13 protein-coding genes are annotated in these 14,327 nt (G+C 64.8%); 2 read left to right on the top strand and 11 right to left on the bottom strand.

The features are described 5' to 3' along the window. Positions 1–239: 239 nt before the first annotated feature. The 8 genes from VNW74_RS11305 to VNW74_RS11340 all read right to left on the bottom strand — a co-directional run bounded on the left by VNW74_RS11305 (position 240) and on the right by VNW74_RS11340 (position 11,147). Entirely contained in the window at positions 240–920 is a 681-nt protein-coding gene (locus tag VNW74_RS11305; RefSeq protein ID WP_325676762.1) for a response regulator, read from the bottom strand. Beyond that, positions 917–3,448 carry a sensor histidine kinase KdpD gene (locus VNW74_RS11310; protein ID WP_325676787.1) on the bottom strand — a complete coding sequence of 844 codons (2,532 nt, stop codon included), beginning with the start codon at positions 3,446–3,448 and terminating at the stop codon, positions 917–919. Before VNW74_RS11310 ends, VNW74_RS11305 begins: the two co-directional genes overlap by 4 nt. A gap of 136 nt (positions 3,449–3,584) precedes the next feature. Then, a complete protein-coding gene (locus VNW74_RS11315; protein ID WP_325676764.1) occupies positions 3,585–4,520 on the bottom strand; it encodes a potassium-transporting ATPase subunit C in 936 nt (311 codons plus the stop codon). A gap of 54 nt (positions 4,521–4,574) precedes the next feature. Continuing rightward, on the bottom strand, positions 4,575–6,758 hold the full coding sequence (gene kdpB, locus VNW74_RS11320) for a potassium-transporting ATPase subunit KdpB (protein WP_325676766.1): 2,184 nt from the start codon (positions 6,756–6,758) through the stop codon (positions 4,575–4,577). Position 6,759: 1 nt separating this feature from the next. Next, positions 6,760–8,430, bottom strand: coding sequence for a potassium-transporting ATPase subunit KdpA (gene kdpA, locus VNW74_RS11325; protein ID WP_325676768.1), 1,671 nt, complete (start codon positions 8,428–8,430; stop codon positions 6,760–6,762). Continuing rightward, on the bottom strand, positions 8,431–8,520 hold the full coding sequence (gene kdpF / locus VNW74_RS11330) for a K(+)-transporting ATPase subunit F (RefSeq protein ID WP_325676770.1): 90 nt from the start codon (positions 8,518–8,520) through the stop codon (positions 8,431–8,433). A 375-nt stretch (positions 8,521–8,895) separates the two neighbouring features. Continuing rightward, positions 8,896–10,377: a HAMP domain-containing sensor histidine kinase gene (locus VNW74_RS11335; RefSeq protein WP_325676772.1), complete on the bottom strand. Its 1,482-nt coding sequence runs from the start codon at positions 10,375–10,377 to the stop codon at positions 8,896–8,898. Next, positions 10,374–11,147: a response regulator transcription factor gene (locus VNW74_RS11340; RefSeq protein WP_325676775.1), complete on the bottom strand. Its 774-nt coding sequence runs from the start codon at positions 11,145–11,147 to the stop codon at positions 10,374–10,376. Before VNW74_RS11340 ends, VNW74_RS11335 begins: the two co-directional genes overlap by 4 nt. A gap of 341 nt (positions 11,148–11,488) precedes the next feature. On the opposite strand from VNW74_RS11340, the gene VNW74_RS11345 reads away from it, so the two are divergent. Both VNW74_RS11345 and VNW74_RS11350 read left to right on the top strand, forming a co-directional pair. After that, the gene (locus VNW74_RS11345; protein ID WP_325676777.1) at positions 11,489–11,797 is read left to right on the top strand and encodes a PE family protein; all 309 of its coding nucleotides are present in this window, start codon (positions 11,489–11,491) and stop codon (positions 11,795–11,797) included. 35 nt (positions 11,798–11,832) lie between these two features. Next, positions 11,833–13,206: a PPE family protein gene (locus VNW74_RS11350; RefSeq protein WP_325676779.1), complete on the top strand. Its 1,374-nt coding sequence runs from the start codon at positions 11,833–11,835 to the stop codon at positions 13,204–13,206. 60 nt (positions 13,207–13,266) lie between these two features. On the opposite strand, the gene VNW74_RS11355 is transcribed toward VNW74_RS11350, so the two are convergent. The 3 genes from VNW74_RS11355 to VNW74_RS11365 all read right to left on the bottom strand — a co-directional run. After that, complete coding sequence (locus VNW74_RS11355; RefSeq protein ID WP_325676781.1) at positions 13,267–13,551, bottom strand: WXG100 family type VII secretion target; 285 nt, start codon at positions 13,549–13,551, stop codon at positions 13,267–13,269. Between the two features lie 31 nt (positions 13,552–13,582). Beyond that, the gene (locus VNW74_RS11360) at positions 13,583–13,879 is read right to left on the bottom strand and encodes a WXG100 family type VII secretion target (RefSeq protein WP_325676783.1); all 297 of its coding nucleotides are present in this window, start codon (positions 13,877–13,879) and stop codon (positions 13,583–13,585) included. A 67-nt stretch (positions 13,880–13,946) separates the two neighbouring features. Beyond that, positions 13,947–14,327, bottom strand: a 381-nt coding sequence (locus tag VNW74_RS11365) for a PPE family protein, SVP subgroup (protein ID WP_414686659.1), incomplete at its 5' end; no start/stop codon positions are given.

The following is a 14,327-nucleotide window of genomic DNA, read 5'->3' on the forward strand; positions in this document are numbered from 1 at the left end:
CTTTATGTCATCGGGCCTTGACGCCGAATTTTGCTGGTACTGAAATTCACTCGTCAAGTGAAGGTGACTGGCACTTCAGGCGCAGAGTTATTCGCTTATAAGCGACTGTATCCTGGTGTCTGATCGGAGGCGTGGTGCGAAAAGCGCTGCGGGGATCGGCGCGTCGTGATCGACCAGTGCCGGCAATTTAACCAGAACGTAATCCGATATCGGTGTCGTGCAACGAATGACAACGACGATCACGCTTCGAAGCGATAGCCCATGCCCGCCTCGGTCAGCAGATGGTTGGGGCGCGACGGATCATCCTCGAGCTTGCGACGCAGCTGTGCCAGATAGACGCGCAAGTAGTGAGTTTCCTTCGCATACTTTGGTCCCCACACCTCTCTGAGGAGGTCCTCACGCCCCACCAGCTTGCCGCGATTGCGGACCAGCATTTCCAGCATTCCCCACTCGGTGGGGGTCAGGTGGACCTCCGTGCCGTCCTTGATCACCTTTTTGGCCGACAGGTCGACAGTGAATGACCTGGTCTCAACCACCGGTTCGTCGCCGTCTGCCGACACGGCGGCCCTGCGCACCGCGGCGCGAAGCCGTGCCAGCAGCTCGTCCATGCCGAATGGCTTCGTGATGTAGTCGTCTGCGCCGGCGTCCAGAGCTCCGACCTTGTCTGCGGAATCGGTGCGCGCCGACAGCACGATCACCGGCGCGCTCATCCAGCCGCGCAGCCCGGCAAGCACCTCGGTGCCGGGTATGTCGGGCAGACCCAGGTCCAAGATCACCACGTCGGGGTGTTGGTCGGCGGCGGCTCGCAGTGCAGCCGATCCGGTTGCGGCGGTGGTCACTTCGTAGCCGCGCACGGACAGGTTGATTCGCAGCGCCCGCAGAAGCTGCTGGTCGTCATCGGCCACCAGGACGCGGGTCATGGGCGCCACCCCTCTTCATCGTTCCGCTCCGCATCGTGCCGCTCCTCTGGCGGCGCCTCCAGGTCCACCAAAATGGTCAGGCCCCCGCCAGGGGTGTCGGTCGCGGCAATGGTGCCGCCCATCGCCTCGACGAACCCCTTGGCCACCGACAGGCCGAGGCCCAGACCGGTGCTGTTGTCCGTATCGCCGAGTCGCTGGAATGGCTCGAACATCTGCTCCGCGGCGCCTTTGGCGACGCCCGGTCCCTCGTCGACGACGTTGATCAGTACACGCCCCGCCACCTGACCCGCGTTGACCCGCACCATGCTCTTGGGTGCGTAGTGCAGCGCGTTGTCGATGACGTTCGCCAGCACTCGTTCCAACAGCCCCGCGTCGGCCATCGCGATCGTCCCGCCGACCTCCACCTTGACCCGGTCGATGCTGCCCCGGCCGACGGCCGTGCTGCGCTTGCCGATACCGACAAGCGCACGCTGCACGACCTCCTCGAGATAGACCTCGGAGAGCTGCGGCCGGACCACGCCGGCGGCCAGCCGAGACGAGTCCAGCAGGTTGGCCACCAGGGAGGTCAGCTGGTCGATCGACTCCTCGACGGTGGCAAGCAATTCCGCGGTGTCCTCGGGCGAGAACCAGACGTCTTCGGCGCGCAGGCTGGACACGGCTGCCTTGGCCGCGGTCAGCGGAGTCCGCAAGTCGTGGCCGAGGGCTGAGAGCAATAGGCGACGCAGCTCGTCGGCTTCGGCGAGGGATTGAACCTTGCCGGCCTCTTCGGCGAGCTCACTCTGCTTGAGCAGACCCGCGGCCTGTGTCGCGACCACCGACAGCACCCTGCGGTCACGGCCGGTCAAGGCGCGGCCGGACAACAGCATCCAGAAGTCCTCATCGCCCGCTTTCACGGCAGTGTCAGCGGAATCCAGTGTCGCGCATGGGTCTTTGCCCACGCTCGCGACCGGCTGCGGGCGACCGTTGACTTCACGCACCAGGCACACCGCGCGCTGAGAGTAAGCCTCCCGTACCCGCTCCAGCAGCGTGGCGAGATCGGCGCCGCGCAGCACCGACCCGGCGAACAGCGCCAGCAACTCCGCCTCCTGGGTCGCCCGCCTGGCTTCGCGGGCCCGGCTGGCCGCGGCGTCCACCAGCACGGCGATCGACATCGCGACCCCCAACAGAACCACGATGGTGACGGCGTTGCTCGGGTTGTCGACGGCGAAGGAGTATCGCGGGTCGGTCAGGAAATAGACCAACAGCGCCCCGGACAGCAACCCCGACAGCATGGCGGGTGCCACACCGCCGAACAGCGCGACGGCAATCACCCCGGCGAAGAAGATGGCGGTCTTGCCGCCGATGTCCAGCACCGGATCCAACCAGCGCTGGGTGATCGCCAAGATGGCCCACGGCACGGTGAGGGCGGCCAGCCAGGACACGACTTGGCGAGCGCGTGGCGAAATCGACCCGAACGGCAGGCCGCGGTTGGCCGCCTCATGGGTCACCATGTGGACGTCGATTTTTCCCGAGTCCTTGATGGTCGCGGTGCCGATTCCCTCGCTGAACATCCTCGCCCACCGTGACCGCCGGGAGCTGCCGAGCACCAGCTGAGTGGCGTTTGTCTCGCGGGCGAAGTCGAGCAGTGCGCTCGACACGTCGTCGCCGATCACGGTGTGAACCGTCGCGCCCAGGCTGGCGGCGAGTTCGCGCACCTTGCCCATTTCGCGTGGGGACACACTCGACAGTCCGTCGCCGCGGACGACGTGCACCACCATGAGTTGGGCGCTTGACTTCGATGCGATCCGGCAGGCACGGCGCACCAATGTTTCCGATTCGGGGCCGCCGGTCACCGCGACCACCACTCGCTCGCGGGCTTCCCAGAGGTCCGTAATCTTCTTGTCCGCACGGTATTTCGCCAGCGCCGAATCGACCTGATCAGCAAGCCACAGCAGCGCGATTTCGCGCAGCGCGGTCAGGTTGCCGGTGCGAAAGTAGTTGGACAGCGCAGCATCGATCCGCTCCGGCGGGTAGACGTTGCCGTGGGCGAGCCTGCGCCGCAAAGCCTCCGGTGTGATGTCGACCAACTCGATCTGAGCTGCTTTTCGGACGATTTCATCGGGCACGGTTTCGCGCTGCTCGACGCCGGTGATCTGGGCGACGACGTCGTTGAGGCTTTCCAGGTGCTGGATGTTGAGCGTCGAGATCACGGTGATCCCGGCGTCAAGCAACGTTTCGATGTCTTGCCACCGCTTGGAATTGACGCTGCCCGGGATATTGCTGTGGGCATATTCGTCGACCAGCGCGACTTCCGGCCGACGCCGCAGCACCGCCTCGATATCGAGTTCCGGGAACAAGGTTCCGCGGTAGGAGATGTACTGCGGCGGAATGACTTCGATGCCTTCGGTGAGTTCGCCGACCTTCTTACGGCCGTGACTCTCCACTACCGCCGCGACGACGTCGGTCCCGCGCTCCAGCCTGCGATGCGCCTCGCCGAGCATCCCGCAGGTCTTGCCGACGCCTGGGGCCGCGCCGAGGTAGATGCGCAGGTCGCCGCGGCGCTGCGGTTGCGCTCGTTGGGCAAGCGCGTCATCCGGGAAATTTGCTGGCCCCGGAGCCGACGCATCGGAAGTCACATGGACATCATCTACCGGAAAGGCCAAGACTTCACGTCTACTGCGATGTTCACGACTTCACCGGGTACTTGCGGTCCAACTCGAGATTGAGCTGCAGCACGTTGACCACCGGCTCGCCGACGAAGCCGAGCGTACGACCGTGTTGGTTGTCGTGAACCGCGTCGCGCACCTGGTCGGCGCTGATCCCGCGCGCGTGGGCCACCCGGGCCTCTTGGATATCGGCGTAAGCCGGCGAGATATCGGGGTCCAGGCCGCTGGCGCTGGCGGTGACGGCGTCGGCGGGCACCGCCGGGTGATCGGACGCCGCGCCGCGGATCGGAACGATCTGACCGACCGAGTAGTCCTGACCGTATTGAGCGCATTCCACCCGCACACCCTCGTAGAGCTGCTGGAACACTGCGGCCGGCGCGCTTGCGGGCTTCGAGCAGGGCTCGTTGACGCTGACCACCTGCGTCGGATGAATCACGTTGCCGGATGAATCCCGCGGCCCGATCACCGACAGCACCGCGCCGACCCCGCCACCGGTGCAGAACGGGCGCGAGCCGTCGACCTTCTCGAGCTGGCCGATCGCCAAACTGCGCGAGCACACCTGAGTCAGCAGGCTGGGTTTGAATCCGGCCTTGGAAGGATCGGCCCCCGGGGTCAGCTGACTCGGATCGGCCGGTGTGTCGACGATGCTTTCCGGGCCGAGGTTGGTGGCCCCAGATGCCAACGGATCGTAGCCCGCACCGGCTGCCGATGGCCTGCTCTGGAAGTACTGCGGCAGCGGATTGCCGTCCTTGTCGGTGAACGACTGGCCGATCAGTTTGCTGCCGACCGGCTTTCCGGAGACCTCGACTATCGAGCCTTCCGCCTTGGCGTGCAACCCCGGAAGTAGCGCGATTCCCCAGACGACCAAGGGGTAGGCGAAGCCGGTGATCACGGTCAGCACGAGTAGCGCACGCAGCGCGGCCCAGTGCTGGCGAATCAGGTTAGAAAGGTTCATGTGCGTCGCTCCTCCTCATCGCTTCGCTCTGCATCGTCGCCGACGCGGTTCATGTCAGCCCATCCCGGGGATAAATTGCACGACCAGGTCGATCAGTTTGATGCCGATAAACGGGGCAACGATGCCACCCAGCCCGTAGATGTAGAGGTTTCGGCTCAACAGCTTCGACGCGCTGCTCGGTGTGTACTGAACACCGCGCAGCGCCAACGGAATCAGCAAGACGATGATCACCGCGTTGAAGATCACCGCGGACAGAATCGCCGACTCCGGGCTGTGCAGGCGCATCACGTTGATCAGGTCCAGTCCGGGGAACAGCGCCACGAACATGGCCGGGATGATCGCGAAGTATTTGGCGATGTCGTTGGCGATCGAGAACGTGCTCAACGCGCCACGCGTAATCAACAGCTGTTTACCGATTTCCACGATCTCGATGAGCTTGGTGGGGTCGGAGTCGAGGTCCACCATGTTGCCGGCCTCTTTGGCCGCGCTGGTACCGCTGTTCATCGCCACCCCGACGTCGGCCTGAGCCAACGCCGGCGCGTCGTTGGTGCCGTCACCGGTCATCGCGACCAGCCGGCCACCCTCCTGCTCACGCTTGATCAGCATCATCTTGTCTTCGGGGGTGGCTTCGGCGAGGAAGTCGTCGACCCCGGCCTCGTCGGCGATCGCTTTGGCGGTCAACGGATTGTCACCGGTGATCATCACCGTTCGGATGCCCATCTTGCGCATCTCGTCGAAACGCGCACGCATACCGTGCTTGACCACATCCTTGAGGTGGATGACCCCGAGTACTTCGGCCTTCTTGCCGGTACTGCCGTCACTGCCGGTAGTGACCACGCCGACCACCAGCGGGGTTCCGCCGGCGGCCGAGATGCCGTCGACGATGTCGCCGAGCATGTCGGGAATGGTCCCGCCCTGGTCGCGGATCCAGTTGGCGACCGAACTTGCTGCGCCCTTGCGCAGCTGTCGTCCATCGAGGTCGACACCGGACATTCTGGTCGTCGCGGTGAACTCGACCCAGTGGGCGTGGCTGAGTTCACCGGGGGAGCGCTCCCGCAGCCCGTAGGCCTGCTTCGCGTAGACGACGATCGAGCGGCCCTCGGGGGTTTCGTCGGCGAGGCTGGACAACTGAGCGGCGTCCGCCAGCCCCTCGGACGTGACCCCGGTGACCGGGATGAATTCCGATGCCTCCCGGTTGCCCAGGGTGATCGTGCCGGTCTTGTCCAACAGCAACGTGTTGACGTCGCCGGCAGCCTCGACCGCGCGGCCCGACATGGCCAGCACGTTGCGCTGGACCAATCGGTCCATGCCGGCGATGCCGATCGCCGACAGCAACGCGCCGATGGTGGTGGGGATCAGGCAGACCAGCAGAGCCACCAAGACGACGCCGGTGACGCCGTTGTTGGTGAGCGCGGAGGTGTTCGCCACACCGGGGTTGTTGATCTTGGAGTAGATCGCCAGCGGCTGCAGCGTCGCCACCGCGAAAAGGAAGATGATCGTCAGCGCCGCGAGCAGAATGTTCAGCGCGATCTCGTTCGGTGTCTTCTGCCGGTTGGCGCCCTCGACGAGGGCGATCATCCGGTCGATGAAGCTCTTTCCGGGCTCTTGGGTGATCTTGACGATGATGCGGTCCGAGAGCACGGTGGTGCCGCCGGTCACTGCCGAACGGTCGCCGCCGGATTCCCGGATCACCGGCGCCGATTCGCCGGTGATGGCCGATTCATTAACCGACGCAATGCCTTCCACGATCTCGCCGTCGCCCGGGATGATTTCGCCGGCCTCCACGACGACGATGTCGCCCTTTTGCAGTTCCGGGGCCCGGACGTCCTCCTCGGTGCCTGGGGTCTCGGGTGACCAGCCGTGTAACCGGCGCGCGATGGTGTCCGCCTTCGCCTTGCGCAGGGTGTCGGCCTGTGCTTTGCCCCGCCCTTCGGCGAACGCCTCGGCGAGGTTGGCGAAAAGCACTGTCAGCCAAAGCCAGAACACGATGAGCCAGCCGAACCACGACGAGTCGCGGACGGTCAGCACGGTCGACCACACGGCGCCGATCTCGACGATGAACATCACCGGGTTGCGCCACAGGGTGCGCGGATCGAGCTTGCGCAACGCGTCGGGCAGCGATTTGACCAGCAGCGCCGGGTCGAGCAGTCCGCCCTGGACCCGCCCGTCGTCCGCGTGGTCGCTGTGGTGGTGCGACGAATGGCCAGGACGGGCTTTCGAAGCCGTCGACGTTGTCATGTCAGTGGATTCCTTCAGCGAGGGGCCCGAGTGCCAATGCCGGCAGGAAGGTCAGGGCAGCAATAATTACCGCGACTGCCGCGACCAGGCCGACGAACTGCGGCCGGTGGGTAGGAAGGCTGCCGGCGGACTCCGGCGTGTGCTTTTGGCCGGCCAGCGAACCGGCCAGCGCGAGCACGATAACCATCGGCAGGAATCTGGCGATGACCATCGCCAGGCCCAGCGCGGTGTTGTACCAGGTGGTGTTGACCGACAGGCCGGCAAAAGCGGAGCCGTTGTTGTTGGATGCGGAGGTGAACGCGTAGAGCACTTCCGACAGGCCATGTGGTCCGGTGTTGGCCATGCCGGCGCGGGGGCCGGGTAAGCCCATCGCGATGGCAGTACCGAGCAGCACGAGCAACTCAGTCACCGGCAGATAGGCTGCGGCGAGCTTCATCTCGCGAGGCCCGATCTTCTTGCCGAGGTATTCCGGTGTGCGTCCGACCATCAGCCCGGCGATGAACACCGACAAGATGGCCAGGATGAGCATGCCGTAGAGGCCCGAGCCCACTCCGCCGGGCGCCACCTCACCGAGCTGCATGTTGAGCATCGCGACCCCCCCGCCCAGGCTGGTGTAGGAGTCGTGTGCCGAGTCGACCGCACCGGTAGAGGTCAACGTGGTCGCGTCGGCGAAAACCGCGGAGTTGGCGATGCCGAACCGTTGCTCGACGCCTTCCATGGCGGCACCGGTCGCGGTGGGGACCGTCCCGTGGTGGCTTAGCTGAAACACCCCGACGCAAGCCACGCTGATTACCGCCAGGACACCCATGATCGCGGCGATCGCGTAGCCCTGCTTTTTGCTCTCAACCATCCGGCCGAAGGTGCGCGGCAGCGAGAAGCTGATGGCCAGCAGCAGGAAGATCTCGACAGAGTTGGTCCACCTGGTCGGATTCTCAAAGGGGTGAGCGGAGTTGGCGTTGTAGAAGCCACCGCCATTGGTACCGAGTTCCTTGATCGCTTCCTGGCTGGCGACCGGCCCTCCCGTGATGGTCTGTTGCACGCCGTTCAGCGTGGTCACCACGTGGTCGTGCAGGTGGAAGTTCTGGATCGCACCGCCGGCGATGAGCACGATCGCGGCGATCACCGACAGCGGCAGCAGGATGCGCAGCGTCCCGCGGACCAGATCCACCCAGAAATTCCCGATTTCGATGGTCTTGACCCGGGCGAAGCCGCGAACCAGGGCCACCGCGACGGCCATGCCCACCGCGGCGGAGACGAAGTTCTGCACGGCCAGACCGGCCATCTGCACCAGGTGGCCTTGCGTCGACTCGCCCGAGTACGCCTGCCAGTTGGTGTTCGTCACGAAGCTGATCGCGGTGTTCCAGGCCAGCGAAGGCGTCATCGGGGTCGCCGGGTTCTTCAGGTGCAACGGCAACTTGTCCTGCAGCAACTCGAAGAAGAACAGGAACAGCACGCTGACCGCCGAGAACGCCAGGACGCTGCGGGCGTAGGCGTACCACGGCTGTTGGGCTTTGCCGTCGGCGCCGATGACCCGGTAGATGATCTTCTCGACTCGCCAGTCCTTCGGTGAGGTGTACACGCGGTACATGTAGTCGCCCAGCGGTACATGTACCGCCACCAATGCCAGCACGAGCAAAGCGAGGAATGCGATCCCCGCGGTAGAGGTGCTCACCTAAAACCTTTCCGGAAAAAACAAGGCCGCGACGAGGTAGACCGCCAACACTGCCGACAGCGCAAGGCCGATGATGTTGTCGTAGCTCATAGCTTCTCGACCAGCTTTTGCGCATAGCCGAGGGCGGTGAAGACTGCCACTGTCAGTAGGACGTAGGCAACCACGGACATAGTTTCTCCGTTCGGCACAGCCGGTCAGACCGATCGTCGATCGAGTTTTGGCACCGGCATAAAATTTAGCCCTCGACGGTGAGGATCCGGTACGAAATTAGGCTCCGCCAGTGCATAAAGCGTCGTCGTTAACGTTTTCTTTACGGCCGGCGGGGCGACTTGAGTTTGCCAACCGGCAGAGAGGCTAACCTTCGGGGCCCGGGGCGAACCCCCGACCAGCGGTTGTCTGAGGTTACGGCGTACCCGCGTCTGGGGTCGCGAACCGCGTGGTCTTTGCTACGGCGGCTGTGATCCATTACTCAACGATGGGCAGAAGCACCCGGAAAGTGGTTTGGCCGTCAGTGGATTCGGCGGTGACCGAGCCTTCGTGGGCCTTGACGATCGAGGCGACAATAGCCAAGCCCAATCCATTTCCGGACCCGTCGGATGGGGAGTTCTTCGCGCGCACGAATCGCTCGAACAGGTGTGGGAGGAGATCCGGGTCGATGTCGGGCCCGTTGTCGGCCACCGTCAACTCGGCGTACGGCTCACCGTTCTCGGACCGGCGGCAGGCGATTTTCGTCGTCACGGCGACTCCGGGCGGGGTATGTACCCAGCCGTTGGTCAGCAGATTGCTGACGAGTTGGTGGAGCCGGTCGCGGTCACCGCGAACCCAGACCGGCTCGTCGGGCAGATGCTTCACCCAGTGATGAGTGGGTGCCGCCACCGCCGCGTCGTTCACTGCGTTCAGGACGACGTCGGCCAAGTCAACGTCCTCCGTGCGCAGATCCTCACCTTCGCCCAGGCGCGAGAGCAGCAGCAGCTCGTCGACGAGCGAGGTCATCCGCCTCCCTTCCGACTCGATACGGGCCAGCGCGTATTCCGTGGTCGGTGGCAACGCGGCGCTGTCTTGGCGGGTGAGCTCGGAGTAGCCCTGGATCGCTGCCAGCGGAGTGCGTAGTTCGTGGCTGGCGTCGGTGAGGAATTGCCGCATCCGCCGGTCGGATTCGGCGCGGTGCGCGAGCGCGCTGTCTACGTTGTCAAGCAATCGGTTCAAGGTATGTCCGACGATTCCCACCTCGTTGTCCGGATCGATGTCCGCCGGTTGGACTCTCGCGGTGATGCGATGGTCTTCGCCGATAAGGGGTGTGCCTGCGACCTCGGCGGCGGTCGCGGCAACACGGCGCAAGGGACGCAACGCGTATCCGACCACCAGTGTGGTCAGGCCCGCTGTTACTAGCAGTGCTGCTACCAAAAGGATTGTAGCGCTGATGATTCGGCGGGTGATGTAGCGGTTTGCCAGGTCCAGCGAGACCCCGACGACGAGACGGTCATCGGCGCCGGCACTTTGGCTGGCCACCCGGAATGAGCCAAGGCTGCCCAGCGTCACGGTGTGCAGTTGGTCGTCGTTCCACGGCTGTGTCTTGATAGCCGCGACGACATCGGTTGGGGCTGGGCGCGGGTCGTCTTCGGAAAACACCGCGGAGCCGATGACGTCGCCGTTGTGCAGTACAGCGATGACGTTTCCCGCGTTCTGTCCGGTGAAGTTCAACATAACCTGTGCGATATCGCCGTGGTGTGTCGTTTCACCGCGGCGGTATCTGGCGAACGAATGATCCAGTGCATCAAGCGATTCGGTGACTTCCGCATCATTGATCGCATTGACGTAGTTGCGGAAACTCAGCACCGTCACCACGCCGACCACCAGCACGACAACCGTGACCACGGCTGACAAACCCAATACCAGCTGACGGCGCAAGGTCCGCCGCCACCAGGGTGCGGTTGGCGCCCTGGTCATTTCGGTGGTCGCAGCATGTATCCAACACCGCGCACGGTGTGGATCATCGGCTCCATGCCGGCGTCGATCTTCTTCCGTAGATATGAGATGTACAGATCGACAATGCTGGTTCGTCCGGCGAAGTCGTAATGCCAGACACGGTCCAGGATCTCGGTGCGGGTCAGGGCGCGGCCCGGATTACGCATCAGGAAGTGCAGCAGTTCGAACTCGGTTGAGGTGAGCGGGATGGGTTTGCCGGCCCGCGCGACTTCGTGGCTGGCGCCATCGAGCGTGAGATCGCCGACTTTGAGGCCCTCGTCTGCAGGCGCGGCCAGGTAATTGGGGCGACGAAGTAGGCCGCGCAGCCGGGCCACCAACTCCTCGAGGCTGAACGGCTTGGTCATGTAGTCGTCGGCGCCCGCCGTCAAGCCGGTGACCCGGTCCATTACCGAGTCGCGGGCGGTCAGGAACAGGGTGGGGGTGTAGGCGTCTGCCTCGCGGATCCGCTCCAGGATCTGGAGGCCGTCTATGTCAGGAAGCATGATGTCGAGGACGAGCACGTCGGGGCTGACCTGCTCGAACTTCGTCACGGCCTCCCGGCCGTTGTGGGCGACCTCGACAGTCCAGCCTTCATAGTGCAGCGCCATTTTGACCAAGTTGGTCAACGCCGGTTCGTCGTCGACCAGCAGAACTCGGATCGGTGACCCGTCGGCGCGGGTGATCCGAGGCAGCTGACCGAGGATGGCCTGACGTGGCCGCTGTTCACGCGCAGAACCCGACATCATTGCCATTTCCCTCCGCTCTTCCTCGCGCACACGCCATTGTCACAAAACCGTCACGAAACTCATATCGTTCTCAAATGTGTCGGCCATCGGGCGTGACGCCGCTCACGCCGTCAGATATGGGTTCGCTATGCATCTCATCGGTGAGCTTGCGATGCCGTTGTGCTCCAAAAAGACTGGGTAACAGAGCTCTTAACCAGGGAGATGGCAGACCAAAAGTGAGGCTACACCGCTAACCGATTGTGCGTGAACGTTTTACGTAACTCTGCCGTAACAATATCCGCTGAAGAGCAGTCTCCGCGACCAACGATGAACGCGGCCAGTTTTCACAGAAAACTTTGGAGTAATCAATGTATTTCTCGTCTTTCGTCACCACGCATCCGGAGATGCTATCGGTGGCGGCCGGCGATCTCGGGGGCATCGGTTCTGCGATGGTTGCCGCGAATGCGGCCGCAGCGGGTCCGACAGGTGGGGTCGTCCCCGCGGCGGCTGACGAGGTGTCAGCGCTGACGGCGGCGCAGTTCTCCGCCCACGCGGGCAGCTATCAGGCCATCAGCGCCGCGGCTGCAGCCGTTCATTCGGCTTTGGTCAGCACCCTGCAGTCGAACGCCGCATCCTATGCGGCCGCCGAAGCCGCCAACGCGATCGCGGCCGGCTAACCAGGGCACGACGAAAGCAAAGAAAGGTAAGGACGATGGACTACGGGGCGTTACCCCCGGAGATCAATTCGGCTCGGATGTACGCCGGCCCTGGCGCAGGTTCGATGCTGATGGCCGCGGCGGCCTGGGACGGGCTGGCGGCTGACCTCAACTCCACGGCAGCCTCCTACGGTTCGGTGATTTCCGGGCTCACCGATGAGTCGTGGCAGGGTGCGGCGTCGACGTCGATGGCCGCCGCGGCCACACCGTATGTGACCTGGATGACTGCCACCGCGGCCCAAGTCGAGCAGGTGGCAAACCAGGCCAGGGCGGCGGCCGCCGCCTACGAGGCGGCGTTTGGGATGACGGTTCCACCAACGGTGGTCGCGGCCAACCGGGCGCAGCTGATGACGCTGATCGCGACCAACTTCCTGGGTCAGAACACCGCGGCGATCATGGCCACCGAGGCTCAATACGGCGAAATGTGGGCCCAGGATGCCGCAGCCATGTACGGCTACGCCGGCAGTTCGGCGGCCGCGTCGACGTTGACGCCGTTCACTGAGCCCAAGTCGACCACCAACCCGGCCGGCCTGACTGGTCAGTCCACCGCGGTGGCCCAGGCCGCCGGCGCAACCGCCGGCAGCCATGCGCAGACCGTCGCTTCGACATCGCTGTCGGCGGTGCCTCAGACGCTGCAGGGACTGGCACAACCGACGCAGACCGTGACGTCGGCGTCCGGCCTGTCGTCACTGGTGACGGGCAACGGTGCGGCGCTGGCGACCTCTGGCACCTCGGGAGCATCCGGAGGGCTGAGTGCGCTTACCAGTCTGGCGGGCTCGACGGGCACTGGTGTCGGCAAAAGCGCCGGCACGGGCGCCAGCTCGGGCCTCGGGGCACTGGACAGTCTGACGGACATCGCGTCGTCGTCGTCAAGTGGAGTCGCCGATCTGGGTTCCGATGCGGCCGGGCTAAGTCCCGATGCCGCCAGCCTGGGAACCAACGTCGGCGGCGTGGGCACGAGTCTCGCCGGTGTCGGGATGAATGTCCCGGGAGCCGATTCGCTGTTCGCCTCCCAAGGTATGGGGCAATTCGGCGAGTTGGGCGGGTCCGGTCTGGCACCTGCTCTGGGCGGTTCGACGCCGATGGGATCGTCCCTCGGCTTTGGTGCTGCGGCGACTATGGGTCACGCAAGCTCTGTCGGAACGCTTTCGGTGCCGCAGACGTGGGGGGACGCGGTGCCAGCCGCGCCGGTAAGCGCGGCCGGCGCAATGCCGGTGCCCACCAGCGGCTTTGGCGCGGCGCCGGCTGCGTCGACCGCTGCGCAGGGTGCAACCAAGGTGACGTTCCCGACGCTGGTCGAGCGCGAGGCCGACGGGATGCAGCGAATTGGGTTGCGTGCCACCATGCTCCCGCCGCCGTTGGTCGGCTAGCCCGGAAAATGGTTGTGGCCCGCACGCCGTTGGGTGTGCGGGCCACGGGGTTGGTGTTTGTCAGGCCCAGCTGGAGCCGACGGCGGAGTCGGTGGAGCTCATGTTGTTGCCGGCGTTTTGCACGCTTTGGCCGTGGGAGTTGGCCTGCTGGTAGATGACCTGGAAGTTACGACCCAACTGGGTGATGAACTCCTGGCAGGCCACCGAACCCGAGCCGCCCCAAAAGTCGCCGGCGGCCAGCACATCACGCACGATGGACTGGTGCTCCTGCTCCAACGAGGCGGCCTGGGCGCGGATGGTGGCGCCATGGGCATCCACGTCACCGAACTGGTAGTTAATCGACATGGGTGTTCTCCTAACGAGTGAGTGAGGTGGGCTAGCTGGACAGGATCTGCTGGGAGGCCTGCTCTTGGGATTCGTAGTGGTTGGCATCCCGGATCAGCCCGTCGCGCACACCGTGCAGCATGTTGACGATGTTGCGGAAGGCCTGGTTCATCTGGCCCATGGTGTCGTAGGAGGTGGCCTGAGCGGTCCCGCTCCAGCTGGCACCGGCGATGTTCTGCGACGACGCCCACATCTTGCGGGACTCGTCCTCCACCGTCTGGGCGTGCACATCGAAACGGCCCGCCATCGACCGCATCTCGTGCGGGTCAGCCATAAAACGCGTAGGCATATCTCCCTCCTTAAATCGATGTCATTTCCGTGCTCATGCGTTGTGCGGCAAGGGCATCCCCCACCTCTTACCCGCCGGCCGGCGAGCGGGGCATCACCTTGGCCGCGACCCGCGAGCCCAGGCTGGTCACCCCGCGTCCGGCCAGTGCACCCATCAACCCCTGGGAGAACGGGCTGCCGGGCAGGCCGCCAGTCATGGTGGGGGCGGCGACGCTGGTGGCGGGTAGCGTCGGGGCCGCGCGAGCCATCTCCGGGGCGAGGCCGTGCCAGGCGTTGGGTATCGACAGCCCGCCCACCCGATGCGCTGAGGCCAGCGAAGCCTGGATCCCGGCCCCCCACTTCTGCAGCTGGCCGCCCACACCGCCGAGCACCGATGCCGCCTTGCTGTCCACGAGTTTGCCGACGTTGTCGAGCAGCGAGTCGCTCATGTTCGCCAGGGTTCCGGTCGC

The organism is Mycobacterium sp. (assembly GCF_035570115.1).
Classification (GTDB): domain Bacteria; phylum Actinomycetota; class Actinomycetes; order Mycobacteriales; family Mycobacteriaceae; genus Mycobacterium.